The sequence below is a fragment of the Nocardioides fonticola genome, assembly GCF_039536805.1.
Classification (GTDB): Bacteria; Actinomycetota; Actinomycetes; order Propionibacteriales; family Nocardioidaceae; genus Nocardioides; species Nocardioides fonticola.
In genome coordinates this window covers 98,103-111,974 of the sequence record NZ_BAAAZH010000016.1, presented here as the reverse complement: position 1 = coordinate 111,974, position 13,872 = coordinate 98,103, and the positions used below count along the sequence as shown (strand labels likewise).

Below are 13,872 nucleotides of genomic sequence, written 5' to 3'. Positions count from 1 at the left end.
CCCATCACCGACACCACGACCGGCCCCGACACCGCCGGCCACTGACCCCGAGCACCACCCTCACGCCCGACAGGAACCCGCCCATGACCACCACCACCGCGCTGACCCGGCAGCAGAAGGCCGACGTGCTCCGCGCAGCGATCGCCCAGAACGCACGCCCACTCGCGCTGCCCACCATCGCCGCCAACCGCCGCCTGACCATCGAGCAGGTCAAGGAGATCGTCCAGGCCCACGGCTGGCCCCGCATCGAGTCCATGCGCAGGGCCGCCGAGATCCTCGAACGCGGCCTCGACCCCGACCGCGCCAACGAGCTCGCACCCCTCGCCGCCACCCCGAACGCCACCCCGAACGCCACCCCGACCACCACCGATCAGCAGCTCGTCGACGTCCTCCTCGACGAACTCCACCCCGACCCCGACAACGTCCGCGACGAGCTCGGCGACCTCACCGAGCTCGCCCGCTCGATCGCCGACCAGGGAGTACTCCAACCCGTCGTCGCCCGCCGTCACGACGGCCACCTGGTCCTCGTCATGGGCCACCGCCGCCACGCCGCCGCACGCCTCGCCGGCCTCACCCGGATCCCCTGCATCATCCGCGCCGACATGGACCCCGACGACGTCCTCGCCGCGATGATCATGGAGAACGGCCAACGCCTCGGCCTCGACCCCATCGAGGAAGCCCGCGCTCTCGCACGCCTCAAGCGCCTCGACAACGCCACCGACGCCGACCTCGCCGCACGCGTCTCCAAGTCCCAGCCCTACATCTCCGCCCGCCTCGCGCTGCTCTCCCTCACCCCACCCCAACAGGCCGCCGTCCGCGCCGGCACCCTCTCCCTCACCCGAGCCACGAAGCTCGGCCGCGAGCAGGGCGGCATCGCCCGCCCCGGCGCCGCCGGCAAGGCCTCCGCCGCCCACCTCGCCTGGAGCCACCCCCTCGCCGAAGCGGTCTCCCTCCTCTGCACCCGCAACGGTCACTCCAAGCACCACCCCGGCCGCCCCGGCGGCGTCGGATGCGGCGAGTGCTGGGAAGCCGTCATCCGCTCCGACGAACGCGACAAGGCCCGCCGATGAGCGCCGCTCAGTCCAAGGCCGCAGTGGATCGCGTGGCTGATAAGCGCGCGCAGTTGGGAGCCGAATCCTTCGGCGCCTACGCGTTCCTCGTCCTCGCCATGCTGGCTCACCAGGCGCCCGAGGTCGTCGAGTTCGTGATGGACCAGGCGGATCGGCGCAATGAGGACGTCGAGGGCATCGAGGCCGCGCTGACGGAATCCGACCAGTGAGCACCAACGAGACCCCGGTCGCCTACGAGCGTCTGGAGACCGTCACCTGGGAGCGCCGCGAGTGGCATCCCGTCGGCACCACCCGCGACGAGATCGCCGCCTGCATGGCCTGGGTGATCTCCCGCGGCCACCAGGCGAAGTCGCTAGAGGACGACGGCTTCCGGTATCGGTCGGTCTACCCGAACGGCGACACCTCGCCCTGGTACTGGTGTGAGCCCGGCCAGTTCCTGATGCACATGTCGGGCGAACGGCAGGACAACGAGCTCGACGCTCCCCACGACGATGCGCCCGAGGACGCCTCCTCCTGGGGTCTGCCGGGCGCCGGCTGGATTCGGGTCGAGCCGACGAGGGCCGACCAGTGACCGGCAAGCAGGTGCCGAGGAGAACCTCCTTGGGTGAGCACCGCGAGACCGAACGCACGCTCCTTGACCGGCTCGGCGTCAGGTACGGAAAGGTGATCCAGAACGGCCAGTGGCGCGGCCGGAAGTACGTCACCGCGGAACACGTGCCGGTCGGGCTGAGGCTCGCCGGCACCGGATCTGCGACTTCCTCGCCGCCGACATGCACGGCACCTACGGACCCGGGCGATCCCCGATCGCCCCGCCGGTGTTCCACGGCCACGAGGTCAAGGTCTCCCGGTCTGACTGGCTCACCGAGCTGCGCGACCCCAGCAAGGCAGACGCGTTCCGGCCCTACGTCCACGGGTGGTGGCTGGTCGCCGCCGACGCATCGATCGTCCGCGACGACCTTCCGGCCGGGTGGGGGCTCATGGTGCCCCACGGACCGCACACGCTCCGAGTGGTCGTCCCCGCCCCTCTCAACCCTCGGCCGCTGCCGCTCCCACCGCCGATGGTCGGCGCGTTCCTCCGAGCAGCGCAGGCGGCTCGCCCTGTGGTGATGGGCGCCGAGGACGGCGACCGTGGGTGAGCGGGACGACATCCTCGGCCGCGGCGAGTACGCCGAGTCCACGCTGGACCAGTGGCGGAACCGAGCCCTCGCCGCTGAGGCCGAGCTCGAGCGGGCGCGGACATGGAAGGCCGAGGCTCTCGAAGTCATGGCCGGACTCCAGGAAGTCGGCCAGGCGCTCGGACTCGCGCTCGGCCAACGCATCACCGGCCGCGTCGCCGTCGACGCCGCGCTCGATCTCCGCAACCAGGTCGAGCGGCTCCAGGCCGGCCATCAAAGCGCCCGCTCCTGCCCGTCGACCAGCGGCCCCGGCCCCTGCCTCAACACCACACCCCACGACGCACCCCGCGGCTGCGTCCACCACTCCACCAGCGGCGTCCCCGATCGCCACCAGAAGGGAGACGACGAGTGAGAATGCAGGGACAATCGGACCGTGACGGTTCACCCGCCCGACGGGCTCCACACCACCGACCAGGCCGCCGAGGTGCTCGGCGTGCCGGCCGGCGTCATCCGCAGCTGGCGCCACACCCGCAGAGCACTCCCCGCCGGCGGCGTACCGGCGCCGGTTCCCGGGGGCCTTCAGCTTCTATGGCGACTCAGCGAACTCGAGCCGCTGGCCACCGCGTACAAGGCCCGCAAGGGTGCCCGACACGCTGTGTCGGACGGGGATGCGTGACGCCGCAGGGGGCGTCTTCTAACATCTGTGCCAGCGGATCACGTGTATCCAAATCCAGCCCCGGGCCTCTCAGGACTCCGGGGCTGGGGTGTCTCTGGAGCCTGCCCGCTCTTCACTCAGGCACCGGGAGGCGCCGTGGTCGATGACGACGCCTGGCTCGACGCTTGGGTCGAGATCACCCACATCGACGGACCGATCCGCGTCGAGAACTGCTCCTCCACCGATCCCCTCCCGCCCTCGTTTCCGTTGGGCTTCGCTCCAGCCGCGAAGTACCTGCATCCGCGCGTGCCCGTCGAGCCGTTGCTATGGGACGGTGACCAGGCGTGAGAGTGTGCGCCGAGCCTGGCTGCCCTGAAGTCCAGGCGGAAGCACGTTGCCGGGCCCATCGACGAGCCAGGGAACGGGCGCGAGGGACACGACAACAGCGCGGGTACGACACCGCCTACGACCAGCTCAAGCGGGCCTGGCAGCGGCGTCTCGATGCTGGAGAGACGGTGGTCTGCTGGCGGTGCGCTGAGCTAGGCCGTCCGCACATGATCGGCGCGACATCCGAGTGGCACCTCGGTCACGAGCCCGGCAATCAGTTGGTCATCCGAGGGCCACAGTGCGCCGCCAGCAACCTCGCGACCAGCGGCCCGCCTCGCTTCCTGGACATATCACCAGACGCATAAGGGGTGGGGGCAACCCCGCCGGGGCCCGTGCCAGAGGGACCGCGGGGGAGGTGCCTCGCAGTTCCCAGACCTGAGTTTTCCCACGCCCCGACCACCGACATATCACCAGGCGGGTAGCGCGATGCTCCCGCCAGTGGCGCGATGCCCGAGAGGTGACCACACATGGCAGCTGCACCCCGCACTCCCAGCGAGCTCGGCCCGGCCGGCAAGCGCCTCTGGCGCGAGATCGCCACCGAGCACGAACTCGACGCGATCCAGAAGGTCCACCTCCTCGAGGTGTGCCGGATGAAGGACCGCCTCGACAAGCTCGACGCCGTCCTCCGCGGAGATGCGGAGGCGTGGATGACCCTCATCCCCGACGACCTCGACGGCCAGGAGTTCCGCCTGCAGGTCGCCGGCGCGCTGTCGAAGGCCAACGAGACGGCCAACGCGATGAAGCAGCTCATCGCCGCGATGCGGTTGCCCGACAAGCAGACCGGGAAGGTCGCCCAACGCCGCGGCCCGCGAGGCGCCCAGGCGCCCAGCCAGCCCGGCGGCGCTCCGACCGGCAAGGTCACCTCGATGGACCGAGCCCGCCAGCGCGCCGAACAGCGCAGCAGCACCGGGTCATAGCCCATGCCGTGGGCAGGGCCCACGTTCGACGGCCAGATCTGCTCCCTGGGCTACGAGGTCGTCGACTGGCTCGAGGAGTACGCCTGCCACGGCCCCGGCGACGTCATGGGGCAGCCTCTGGAGTTCTACAAGGACCCGGAGATCGAGGACTTCATCATCCGGGCCTACGAGCTCGACCCGGCGACCGGGCGCCGCAAGATCCGCCGCGGCGTTCTCTCAGCCCCCAAGGGGAGGGCCAAGTCCGAGAAGGCAGGCCTGATCGGCGTCGCCGAGTGCGTGGGGCCCGTGCGGTTCGACGGCTGGGACGCCAACGGGCAACCGGTGGGCCGCCCGGTGGTGTCGCCGTTCGTGCGGTGCCTGGCCACCGAGGAGAAGCAGGCCGGCAACACGTTCCAGAACATCGCCTACATCATGGGCGAGTGGGGCCGCGACACACACCCCGAGATCTACGGCGGCATCACCGGCGTCAGGGACTACCAGCGCGCGACCGCGCTCTCGCTGCCCGGCGGCGGGCAGGCCGTCCTGTCGACCGCCGGCGCCGCGTCGAAGGATGGCGGCAAGGAGACGTTCCTCGTCCCCGACGAGATCCATCTCTACACCACAGACGAGCTCCGCGACATGTACGCGACCGCGCTGCGCAACACGGGCAAGCGCAAGCACGCCGAGCCTTGGGCCCTGCTGACGACCACCGCCTGTCGCGTCGGTGAGAACTCGGTGTGGGAGGTCCTCGAGCGGCGGTTCCGTCGCGGGGAGCTCGGACCCGAGTGGCTGGTCTTCCACCGCCAGGCCAAGGGCCGGATCGACATCAACGACCGCGAGCACACGCTCGCCCAGCTCCGCGACGTCTACGGCGTGGCCATGGACCCCGAGCTCGGGTGGATGGTCGCTGAGGACGTCTACTCCGACATGCACGACCCCACCGTGTGTCGCGACGAGGCTGAGGCCGCCCGGTACTTCCTCAACGTCTCCATGGCTGGCTCGGACGCCTGGATCTCGAAGGCCGTGCACGAGCGCCAGGGCCGCGCCGACGAGGTCACGTTCGGGGAGCCGATCACCGTGGGGTTCGACGGCTCGATCAACAACGACACGACCGTGCTGCGCGGCTGCCGGATGTCCGACGGGTTCCTGTTCAAGCTCGGGTCCTGGCCCCGACCCACGACCGCCGGCCCCGACTGGCAGGTCCCGCGCGGTGAGGTGCTGCAGCGCATCCGGCAGGTCCACAAGGAGTACCGGGTCGTCCGGGGCTACTACGACCCCCACGAGTGGCGATCGGACATCGAGACCCTGCAAGGTGAGCTCGGAGAAGATCCCGTGCTGGAGACCCCGCGAGTGATCGGCTGGCCGACGAACCGCGACATCGCCATGGCAGCCGCGCTCGACCGGCTCCATACCGACCTCACGAACGGCGAGGTGTTCCACGACCTCGACTCCGAGGCCAGCGACCACTACGGCAACGCCTACGTCTGGTGGAAGGGCCGGCTGCGGCTGGTCCGGAAGCAGAACCCGAACTCCAGCCGCAAGATCGACGTCGTCGTCGGCGACGCTTTGGCCCTCGAAGCCCGTGCCGACGCTCTCGCCGCAGGCTGGACCGACCGGCCCATGAACCTCCCGCCGGTCGTCTTCAGCGTCTGAACCCCAGCCCTCGAAGGGAGGTGCGCATGCCCACCGAGCTCGAGTGGATCCAGTACCTCGAAGAGCAGATCGAGCGGCAGGAGAAGTACGCCAAGGCCTTCGAGTGCCGCTACCGCAATGAGTACGTCCTGCCGTTCATCGCCGCCGAGTACCGCGACGTGTACGGCGCCCGCGTCGACGGCCTGATGGACGCCATGATCTCCGCGCCGAGGGCGGGCGCGGCGGCCATCACGGTCGATGCCCTCGTCGAGCGCCTGGGCCTGGAGGGAGCGACCTCGGACGACCCGAAAACCCTCACCGCCCTCACCGCCGCCTGGGATGACAACGCGCTCGATGTGATGCACCGCATGGCCAACCACGAGGCCGTGCTCCGAGGACGATCATTCGGCGTGGTGTCGAGGGCCACGGACGGCGCCCGCGGGATCTTCACCATCGAGTCGTCCGCGCAGGCGGCCGTGCACCGCATGCAGGCACCTCCCTACGACGTCGACGCCTACTTCAAGCGGTGGACCGACGAATGGACCGGCAAGATGCAGGGCCTCCTGCGCCTCCCCGGCCGCGACATCCCGGTGCGGGAGGGCCGCACCGAGATCGGACCAGGTGAAGGTGGGCAGTCCGCCGCCGGCCGCTGGGAGCTCCTGGAGACCGTCGACACGAAGGTCTCCTACGTCCAGGTCGTCGAGTTCCCCCACCACCCGCAACTACTCCGCGACCCCATGAGCGAGATCGAGCCGATCACGACGCTCGTCGACCAGGTCGACCTCATCGAGGGGCTGATGGTGTTCGCCGGGCACTTCGGAGCCGTACCGATCCGCTACGGGACCGGCGTTGACGTCCTGCGGGACCCCAAGGACCCCACCAAGCCCCTGCTCGGCCCAGACGGGCGCCCGCTGATGGGATTCAAGCCTCGAGCCGACCACTTCTGGTTCACCACCGACAAGGACGGCCGCTTCGGGCAGCTCACGCCAGCGACCCTCGACACGTTCATCGCCTGGGCCAACCACGCCCGCTCCAACCTCCGCGCGAAGACCAAGGTCACGTCCTCGGACTACGCGATCGACCTGAAGACCCACATGTCCTCGGAGCTCCTGAAGGTCGACGAGGCGCCGATGGTGCGCCGCATCAACCGAATCGGCCGGAAGGGCAGCCTGAACCACGCCTGGGGCCGCGGCCTGCAGATGCTGGTCGAGCTCGAGGGTCACAAGGGCCGCGTCAGGCCGGTGTGGGAAGACCCGAACACCCGACTGGAGGCTCAGGCGGTCGACGCATTCAACAAGGCCGTCAACGGCGGCATCGGGGTCGTCACCGCCGCCGAGCGGTTCCTCGGCTGGCCGCGCGAGGTCGCTGAAGCCGCCTGGCAGGAGCACCTCAAGGAGCTCGCGGCCGCGGACGCTGCTGCGCAGACCACCGACCCGTTCAGCCTCCTCGACCCCGCCACCCGAGCGGCCCTGAAGCTGGTCCCGTCCAGTGGCACAACCCTCCCTGCAGCAGGCGCGTAGCCACCGCGCCACCCAGGCCGCGATCGCCGGCGCGGCCGCACGCGAGGTGTCCCAGCGGATCGCCGCGAGGCGGTCCTGGAGCGAGATCCTCACCCTCTGGGCCTCCTACCAGCTCGCTGCCGCCCGGGCCGCCGTCCAGACCATGGAGGCCTGGTCCGGCCGCCCCGCGACCGCGAACCCTGCAGCGCTCGCCGGCGTCTCCTCGCTGGGGTTCCCGATCGCCGAGCCGCTGATCGCCACGATCGACCGCGTCGCCCCGGCCCCCGCCGAGCCGCTGCCTCAGGCATGGTGGGACGACGCCGCCGTGTTCCTCGCCTCTGTCGAACAGCTGATCGCAGCCGAGGTCCAGGACGCCGGCCGCACCGCCGCCTCGGTGGAGATGGTGACCTGGCCGCGTCCCCAGAAGTACGTGCGCGTCCTGCAGCCACCCTCCTGCAAACGGTGCGTCGTCCTCGCCGGCCGGATCTACCGCGACCTCGAGGCCTTCGATCGACATCCCGGCTGCGACTGCCAGAACGTTCCGGTCGACTCCCTCGACGCCGCGCTGGAGGAAGGCCTGGTCGTCGACCCGATGATCCTCATCGAGGGGGGCCTAGTCAGGGACCTATCGGTCGCGGACAGGCAGGCGATCCTCGACGGAGCCGACACCAGCCAGGTCATCAACGCCACTCGCGGCCTCTCGCAGCCGGGCATCACCGCTGCGATCACCACTGAGGTGTTCGGACGCCGCGTCAAGGCCACCACCGATGGCACCACCAAGCGCGCTGCGTGGCGACGAAAGAACCCGACACGCCTGGTGCGGCTGCGCCCCGAGTCGATCTACCGGTTCGCCGAGTCCCGGGCCGACGCTCAGCGGCTGCTGAAGCTGTACGGCTACATCCTCTGACTTCCCGTCTCGCGATGAGCGGAAGGCGCCCGGCGCCGCGCAGCAAGCGCGCCACACATCAGGAGGACGCGATGTCCCACAACCCGTTCCGCAGCGCCCCCGAGAAGCCCACGGTCATCACCCTCGACACCCTCCCCCAGCTCTTCGCCCACCACCGGGCGATCTTCGGCGGCTGGCGGATGGTCGACCCGCGGGAACCGGTGCGGCCCGACGACATCCCCGAGGAGGAGTGGGCGGCACTCGGCGACCCCGGCCAGCGAGCACTCGTCCGCGAACGCGAGGCCCGCACCAAGGCCGAACGCGAGCTCGCCGCGGCCCGGGCCCGGCCCGCCCCGCCGAAGTCCCCGCCGACGACCGCGCCGGCGCCGGCTGCCCCCGCGGCCCCTGCTGTGCAGCCGGGTGACCAGCCGGACATCACCAAGATCGTGCAGGACGCCGTCACCACCGCCGTCGCGGCCGCGGTCAAGCCGTTCCAGGAGCGCGAGGAGCAGCGCGACGCCGAGGAGGCTGCCGCTCGGATCCGCAGCGCCACCGTCGACGCAGCCAAGGACCTCCTGCACGACCCGACCGATGCGGCCGCGCACATCGACCTCACCACCGTCACCGACGGCCAGGGCCAGGCGGACCCCGCGAAGATCCAGGACGCCCTGAAGAAGCTGATCGAGGCCAAGCCGCACCTGGCCAAGACCGACGGCCGCCGCTACGGCCAGCCCGGGTTCGGCGCCGGCGGCTCGACAGCTCCGCTCGAGCAGCGCGTCCAGGCCACCCTGCGCCGCATGCAGGAGGGCGCGGGGCTCCGCGTCACCACCAAGGGTTCCTGACCCCACACGCACCACCGGACGTAGGCGCGAGGCCGCGACCCGGACCACCCGGACACCACCAACACGAAGGAGCACACCGTGTCCAACTTCGCGCCCAAGCGCACCGACTACGACACCGGCGACCGCCGGTGGCTGCGAGACCCCCTGAAGGCCACCTACCGCACCGTCACCATCAGCGGCAGCCTCTTCACCAGCGACGCGGCCGGCCTGCTGATCAAGTCCGGCACCCACATCGGCCTCACCACGGCCGACAACCTCGGCGGCCCCTACAACGGGCTGTCCGAGGAGGTCCAGACGGTCACCGAGGGCGGCTCCGGTCTCACCTCGTTCACCCTGACGTTCTCCGGCCAGACCACGGTCGCGATCGCCGCGGCCGCGACCGCCGCGACGGTCCAGTCCGCCCTCGAGGCGCTCTCCACCATCGGCGCCGGCAACGTCGTGGTGACCGGCTCCGCCGGCGGCCCCTACACCGTGAAGTTCATCGGCGGCCTGGCCAACACCAACGTCGCGCAGATGACCGCCACCCCGACCGGCGGCAGCGGCACGGTCACCATCGCGACCACCACCGCCGGCGGCGCCGCCGTCAACTCCCCCGCGGGTCTCGGTGAGTCCGTCGGCCACCTGGTCAACGACCTGCTGGTCAAGCCCGGCGAGAAGCACCTGGTCGCGGTGATCAACGGCGGCAGCCAGATCGACCGCCGCTACCTGCCCGCCAACACCCACGACGTCGACGCCGAGGCGGACCTCACCGCCCTGACGTACATCAACTGAGCCGAGAGGACACCGACGACCCATGTCGCAGTACTACGTCGACCTCGTCCCCGACCTGCGCCCCGTGATCCTCGCGGCGCGTCAGATCCGCGACGAGCGCAACACACTGGCCCGGTTCCTCCCGGCCAAGAACGTCATGGCCGTGTCCTACCGGCTCGGCCGCCGCAAGCGGCTGGACCAGACGGTCCCGATCCGCGCGATCGACGCGCCCGCGGTGCCCATCCGGCGCCCCGGCGTCCTCGACGTGAAGGGCGACCTCCCGGCGATCACACCGATCGTCGACCTCACCGAGGAAGACCTCACCAAGGAGATGATCCTCGCCCAGCAGCTCGCGGGCCTCGACGTCGACTACACGGACTGGGTGGTCTCGGCCGCCGCGACCGTGGCGCTCACCGTCGACAACACCCTCGAGCTGATGCGAGGCCAGCTCCTCTCCACCGGCACCGTGTCCCTGGAGACCGACGGCGGCGTGATCCACGAGGTCGACTTCGCGATCCCGTCCGACCGCAAGATCACCGCCAACGCGCCCTGGGACTTCGAGGACCCGGCCGCGGTGTTCGCCGACTACCAGGCCGCCCACGAGACCCACCTCGACGGGTCGGGGGCCCCGGCCGGTGTCGTCCTCACCACCGCGAAGATGCGGGCGATGATGGTCGACGCCGTCCAGAAGCTCTACCCCCAGGCCCCGGTCGGCTCGGACCAGCTCAACGCCTACCTCGCGAACCGCGACCTGCCGCCGGTCGTGACCTACGACCGATCGCTCGTCGACGAGGCCGGCAACCGCACCCGGGTCTACCCGGAGGGCACGATGACCTTCCTGCCCTCCAACGAGGACCCGGTCGGCTCCACCGAGCTCGGCGTCACCCAGGAGGCCGTGCAGCAGGTCCAGAAGCAGGTCCTCTCCCGCGAGCAGGTCGCCGGCCTCACCATCGTGACGCTCGGCCAGGACAACCCGGTCCAGCGCTCGGTCAAGGGCGCCGCGATCGGCATGCCGGTGCTCCGGGACAACCAGGACATCACGATCCTGGACGGACTGGTCTGATGCGGGTGCTCTCCCGCACCGTCGTCGCCGGCGGGGTCGTGTACCCCGCCGGCACGGCGGCGACTCCCGACCTGGAGAAGCGCATCCACGCCCGTCACTGGACCGGCGACGCTGAGCCCGAGCCGACGCCCGAGCCGACGCCCGAGCCGACGCCCGAGCCGACGCCCGAGCCGACGCCCGAGCCGACGCCCGAGCCGACGCCCGAGCCGACGCCCGACGGACTACTCACGGTCGACGACCTGAGCGGCACGGCGACCGTGCGCACACGGACCCGCACGCGCCGGAGCTGATCCGTGGACAACCCCGCACAGGTCTCCGATCTCACCGCTCGCGACCTCAACGGCGTGGTCCCGCGAGTCGGTAGCGCCGCAGCCCAGACGTGGCTCGGGGTCGCCTGGCGAGCTCTCCAGCGACAGCGCGACATCCCCGATGTCGTCGCGTCGCTGGAGAGCGGCCGGCTCAGCCGAGACGACGTCATCGACGTCGTCTGCAGCGCCACTCTTCGCGTCCTACGGAACCCTGAAGGGCTTTCCGAGACCTCCAACAGCACCGATGACTACTCCGAGACCGCGAAGCGAACGGACGCCTCGATCGACGTCTACTTCACGGCCGCCGAGCTCCGCCGCCTCACGCCGACTCCGGTGTCCCCCACCGGCGGCATCTCCGGCTCGATCCGCTACACCTGAGGAGGCGCCCGGCATGGATCCGACCGACGTGCTCGCCCGAGGTCGCGCGTTCCAGCTCCGCACTCTGAACAGCGTGGTAAGGATCCGGCGCGCCACCGGCCGCAAGGAACGCCACCCCGTCACGGGCCGCGAGCTGCCCACCTGGACCGTGGTCCACGAGGCTGAGCCGTTCCGTCTGGCTGGACCGTCCAGGGGTGCTGCGACCAGCGAGACCCTCAACATCGCCGACGGGACCACAACCCTCGCCAGGCGCGTCGGCAAGTTCCGCCACGATCTGCGCGACCTCCGATCCGGGGACCTGGTAGAGGTCGTGGACGGCGAGTGGGTGGGCACCGTCTGGCGGCTCGGCGAAGCCATCGGCCAGGACGGCGCGATCGCACGCCGCATCCCCGTCACCCAGGTCGCCCGCCCCGCCGAGTGGGACCAGGAGTAGCGCGATGAGGGCATCCGTGAGCAGCTACCTGGGCTTCCTTGAGCAGGACCTCCGCGAGATCGGCCGCAGCTACCCGAAGCGCGCACAGAAGGCGGTCAACGCCTCCGCCCAGGTCGGCAACCGGATCGCGCGTCGCTACGCCGAGAAGTCCGCTGGTGCTCACGGCGTCCACTACCCGAGGGCCTTCGCCTCCCGGGCACTCCCCGCTGTGCGGTTGTCGGTCGCCAACCGGTTCGCCGCTGAGTACGGCCCTCTGGCCGCTGCCAAGCAGGGTGACATGAGCTTCGAGGAGGGCTCCCGCAACCAGCCGCCGCACCGCGACCTCGCCCGCTCCTCCGGCTTCGCTGCCGACGTCCTCCTGGACCGAACCCGAGCTGTCGTCGACGAGCTGTTCGCCGATTGGGGCGTGTGATGGTCACCGCGCCCGGGACCGACGTCCTCGAGCACTACCTCGACGCCGAGCAGGCCCTGTCCGAGCAGCTGGCGCCCTGGAAGGTGTTCCGGTTCGGCGAGGTGCCCGGTGCCGACGGCACGCCCTCTGAAGTGGACGTGGTCGAGACACCAGCCATGTACGCGCTCATCGACATCCAGCGCGACCCGGTGACAGCGCGCCGGCTCACCGGCGGCGCAGGCCGGTCGCGGTGGGTGCTGTCGGTACGCGGCGTCGGAGGCACCGTCGCGGAAGCCGAGTGGATCCTCACCCGCGCCACCGTCGCTCTCGAGGAGACCCGGCTCAGCGTCGACGGTCGCCGGACCACGCCTCTGCAGCTGGACGACAGCAGGTCTGTCCGGCCCGATGACGGCCGGTTCTCCGGTCTCCGCTCCTGGACCTACGTCCTCTGAACCAGCAACCCGCCCCGGGCGCTGACGCCCACCCATCGTCATCGAGGAGATCTCCATGCTGAAGCCCGTCCGCGCGGTGCGCGGATCCCTGGTCGTGACCGTCGAGGAGGAGACCGCGCTCGAGGAGGGCCTTGTCATCCTCACGAGCGACCCGCTCTACGAGAACGGGGCGTTGCGCCCGGCGGTGCCCGCCACCGCGGAGCAGCTCGCCGCCGCCACCGAGGCGGGCGGCGACGCGGTCGACCCGCGCTACACCGGCTGGACCCGCGCGCAGCTGCTGGAGGAGATCTCCAAGCGGAACACCGACCGACCCGCCGAGGCCGCGATCGCGGACCGTGGCCCGATCCCCGTCCTCGTCGACGCTCTGGTCGCCGACGACGCCGCCCACGGCGGCTGAGCCGGCGCGCCCGGCTCCCATCCCGACGCCCCGGCAGGCGCACCCGCCCCTGACGGACCCCACGGCATCCGTACCCGCCGCGACGCCCTAGGAGGCAACCCACCATGACGTTCGTGTTCCCCGATGCGACCCCGGTCCTCGGCAACATCAAGATCGCGATCCTCGACGCGGCAGCCGATCTGACCGCGATCGACCTGTCCAGCGAGATCGGCGCCGCCGGCACGCTTGACGTGTCCGGCTTCTTCCGGGGCTTCACCGCCCCGATCACCACCAACACCGGCAACCGGCCCCAGCGGCTCGGGACCCGCGACCTGTACCCCTCCGAGGGCCGAACCACGTTCGGGCCGATCGAGATCCGCTACCCCTACGACCCGCAGGGCAGCGGCTCGGTCGACGCCAACAAGGCGAAGACCAAGCTGACCCGCGGGTCGATCTTCATCGCGGTGGTCCGCAAGGGCCTGCCGTTCGAGAACGACTTCGCCGCCACCGAGAAGTACGAGGCCTGGCGGGTGCGCGCGACCCGCCAGAACAAGGTCATCTCCGACGGCGACGACCTCGCCGAGTTCGAGATCCAGCAGTTCCTGCTGCCGATCAGCGCGCCGGTCGACGGCGCGTTCGTCGCCTGACCACAGGAACGCCGCAGCGGGATCCGCGTACTCCTCGCCCGCCGGTTCGTCGGGAGCCGGCGGGCGAGGACCCCCGAGCACCACCGCATCCC

The 13,872-nt window shown here is 70.8% G+C and carries 21 protein-coding genes; all 21 read left to right on the top strand.

The window, feature by feature from the left end:
* Window positions 1-83 precede the first annotated feature (83 nt).
* The 21 genes from ABD671_RS12300 to ABD671_RS12200 all read left to right on the top strand — a co-directional run bounded on the left by ABD671_RS12300 (window position 84) and on the right by ABD671_RS12200 (window position 13,780).
* Window positions 84-1,070, top strand: a complete 987-nt coding sequence (locus ABD671_RS12300; protein ID WP_344733671.1) for a ParB/RepB/Spo0J family partition protein — start codon at window positions 84-86, stop codon at window positions 1,068-1,070.
* Window positions 1,067-1,279, top strand: coding sequence for a hypothetical protein (locus tag ABD671_RS12295; RefSeq protein ID WP_344733670.1), 213 nt, complete (start codon window positions 1,067-1,069; stop codon window positions 1,277-1,279). The genes ABD671_RS12300 and ABD671_RS12295 overlap by 4 nt, the downstream gene beginning before the upstream one ends.
* A complete protein-coding gene (locus ABD671_RS12290) occupies window positions 1,276-1,641 on the top strand; it encodes a hypothetical protein (RefSeq protein WP_344733669.1) in 366 nt (121 codons plus the stop codon). The genes ABD671_RS12295 and ABD671_RS12290 overlap by 4 nt, the downstream gene beginning before the upstream one ends.
* 199 nt (window positions 1,642-1,840) lie before the next feature.
* Window positions 1,841-2,206 (top strand): hypothetical protein, encoded by a 366-nt coding sequence (locus tag ABD671_RS12285; RefSeq protein WP_344733668.1) that lies wholly within the window; start codon window positions 1,841-1,843, stop codon window positions 2,204-2,206.
* Entirely contained in the window at window positions 2,199-2,597 is a 399-nt protein-coding gene (locus ABD671_RS12280; RefSeq protein WP_344733667.1) for a hypothetical protein, read from the top strand. The genes ABD671_RS12285 and ABD671_RS12280 overlap by 8 nt, the downstream gene beginning before the upstream one ends.
* A gap of 21 nt (window positions 2,598-2,618) precedes the next feature.
* Window positions 2,619-2,861, top strand: coding sequence for a hypothetical protein (locus ABD671_RS12275; RefSeq protein WP_344733666.1), 243 nt, complete (start codon window positions 2,619-2,621; stop codon window positions 2,859-2,861).
* A 135-nt stretch (window positions 2,862-2,996) separates the two neighbouring features.
* Window positions 2,997-3,188: a hypothetical protein gene (locus ABD671_RS12270; protein ID WP_344733665.1), complete on the top strand. Its 192-nt coding sequence runs from the start codon at window positions 2,997-2,999 to the stop codon at window positions 3,186-3,188.
* 506 nt (window positions 3,189-3,694) lie between these two features.
* The gene (locus ABD671_RS12265; protein ID WP_344733664.1) at window positions 3,695-4,144 is read left to right on the top strand and encodes a hypothetical protein; all 450 of its coding nucleotides are present in this window, start codon (window positions 3,695-3,697) and stop codon (window positions 4,142-4,144) included.
* A 3-nt stretch (window positions 4,145-4,147) separates the two neighbouring features.
* Window positions 4,148-5,776, top strand: coding sequence for a hypothetical protein (locus tag ABD671_RS12260; RefSeq protein WP_344733662.1), 1,629 nt, complete (start codon window positions 4,148-4,150; stop codon window positions 5,774-5,776).
* Window positions 5,777-5,802: 26 nt separating this feature from the next.
* A complete protein-coding gene (locus ABD671_RS12255; RefSeq protein WP_344733661.1) occupies window positions 5,803-7,275 on the top strand; it encodes a hypothetical protein in 1,473 nt (490 codons plus the stop codon).
* A complete protein-coding gene (locus ABD671_RS12250) occupies window positions 7,244-8,161 on the top strand; it encodes a VG15 protein (protein WP_344733660.1) in 918 nt (305 codons plus the stop codon). Before ABD671_RS12255 ends, ABD671_RS12250 begins: the two co-directional genes overlap by 32 nt.
* Before the next feature lie 71 nt (window positions 8,162-8,232).
* Complete coding sequence (locus tag ABD671_RS12245) at window positions 8,233-8,982, top strand: hypothetical protein (RefSeq protein ID WP_344733659.1); 750 nt, start codon at window positions 8,233-8,235, stop codon at window positions 8,980-8,982.
* Between the two features lie 78 nt (window positions 8,983-9,060).
* Window positions 9,061-9,753, top strand: a complete 693-nt coding sequence (locus tag ABD671_RS12240) for a hypothetical protein (protein WP_344733658.1) — start codon at window positions 9,061-9,063, stop codon at window positions 9,751-9,753.
* A 22-nt stretch (window positions 9,754-9,775) separates the two neighbouring features.
* Entirely contained in the window at window positions 9,776-10,795 is a 1,020-nt protein-coding gene (locus ABD671_RS12235; RefSeq protein ID WP_344733657.1) for a major capsid protein, read from the top strand.
* On the top strand, window positions 10,795-11,085 hold the full coding sequence (locus ABD671_RS12230; protein WP_344733656.1) for a hypothetical protein: 291 nt from the start codon (window positions 10,795-10,797) through the stop codon (window positions 11,083-11,085). The genes ABD671_RS12235 and ABD671_RS12230 overlap by 1 nt, the downstream gene beginning before the upstream one ends.
* A gap of 3 nt (window positions 11,086-11,088) precedes the next feature.
* On the top strand, window positions 11,089-11,481 hold the full coding sequence (locus tag ABD671_RS12225; RefSeq protein ID WP_344733654.1) for a hypothetical protein: 393 nt from the start codon (window positions 11,089-11,091) through the stop codon (window positions 11,479-11,481).
* 13 nt (window positions 11,482-11,494) lie between these two features.
* Window positions 11,495-11,914, top strand: coding sequence for a DUF6093 family protein (locus tag ABD671_RS12220; RefSeq protein ID WP_344733653.1), 420 nt, complete (start codon window positions 11,495-11,497; stop codon window positions 11,912-11,914).
* A gap of 4 nt (window positions 11,915-11,918) precedes the next feature.
* Entirely contained in the window at window positions 11,919-12,326 is a 408-nt protein-coding gene (locus tag ABD671_RS12215) for a hypothetical protein (RefSeq protein ID WP_344733652.1), read from the top strand.
* Window positions 12,326-12,757, top strand: a complete 432-nt coding sequence (locus ABD671_RS12210; RefSeq protein ID WP_344733651.1) for a hypothetical protein — start codon at window positions 12,326-12,328, stop codon at window positions 12,755-12,757. Before ABD671_RS12215 ends, ABD671_RS12210 begins: the two co-directional genes overlap by 1 nt.
* Window positions 12,758-12,812: 55 nt before the next feature.
* Window positions 12,813-13,154: a hypothetical protein gene (locus tag ABD671_RS12205; protein ID WP_344733650.1), complete on the top strand. Its 342-nt coding sequence runs from the start codon at window positions 12,813-12,815 to the stop codon at window positions 13,152-13,154.
* Window positions 13,155-13,258: 104 nt separating this feature from the next.
* A complete protein-coding gene (locus ABD671_RS12200; RefSeq protein WP_344733649.1) occupies window positions 13,259-13,780 on the top strand; it encodes a phage tail tube protein in 522 nt (173 codons plus the stop codon).
* Window positions 13,781-13,872: the final 92 nt, after the last annotated feature.

Bases quoted from the DNA above. Each gene is read 5' to 3' on its own strand.
- ABD671_RS12300 (WP_344733671.1), top strand. From the start codon at position 84: ATGACCACCACCACCGCGCTGACCCGGCAGCAGAAGGCCGACGTGCTC.
- ABD671_RS12295 (WP_344733670.1), top strand. From the start codon at position 1,067: ATGAGCGCCGCTCAGTCCAAGGCCGCAGTGGATCGCGTGGCTGATAAG.
- ABD671_RS12285 (WP_344733668.1), top strand. From the start codon at position 1,841: ATGCACGGCACCTACGGACCCGGGCGATCCCCGATCGCCCCGCCGGTG.
- ABD671_RS12265 (WP_344733664.1), top strand. From the start codon at position 3,695: ATGGCAGCTGCACCCCGCACTCCCAGCGAGCTCGGCCCGGCCGGCAAG.
- ABD671_RS12260 (WP_344733662.1), top strand. From the start codon at position 4,148: ATGCCGTGGGCAGGGCCCACGTTCGACGGCCAGATCTGCTCCCTGGGC.
- ABD671_RS12255 (WP_344733661.1), top strand. From the start codon at position 5,803: ATGCCCACCGAGCTCGAGTGGATCCAGTACCTCGAAGAGCAGATCGAG.
- ABD671_RS12245 (WP_344733659.1), top strand. From the start codon at position 8,233: ATGTCCCACAACCCGTTCCGCAGCGCCCCCGAGAAGCCCACGGTCATC.
- ABD671_RS12235 (WP_344733657.1), top strand. From the start codon at position 9,776: ATGTCGCAGTACTACGTCGACCTCGTCCCCGACCTGCGCCCCGTGATC.
- ABD671_RS12230 (WP_344733656.1), top strand. From the start codon at position 10,795: ATGCGGGTGCTCTCCCGCACCGTCGTCGCCGGCGGGGTCGTGTACCCC.
- ABD671_RS12220 (WP_344733653.1), top strand. From the start codon at position 11,495: ATGGATCCGACCGACGTGCTCGCCCGAGGTCGCGCGTTCCAGCTCCGC.
- ABD671_RS12215 (WP_344733652.1), top strand. From the start codon at position 11,919: ATGAGGGCATCCGTGAGCAGCTACCTGGGCTTCCTTGAGCAGGACCTC.
- ABD671_RS12210 (WP_344733651.1), top strand. From the start codon at position 12,326: ATGGTCACCGCGCCCGGGACCGACGTCCTCGAGCACTACCTCGACGCC.
- ABD671_RS12205 (WP_344733650.1), top strand. From the start codon at position 12,813: ATGCTGAAGCCCGTCCGCGCGGTGCGCGGATCCCTGGTCGTGACCGTC.
- ABD671_RS12200 (WP_344733649.1), top strand. From the start codon at position 13,259: ATGACGTTCGTGTTCCCCGATGCGACCCCGGTCCTCGGCAACATCAAG.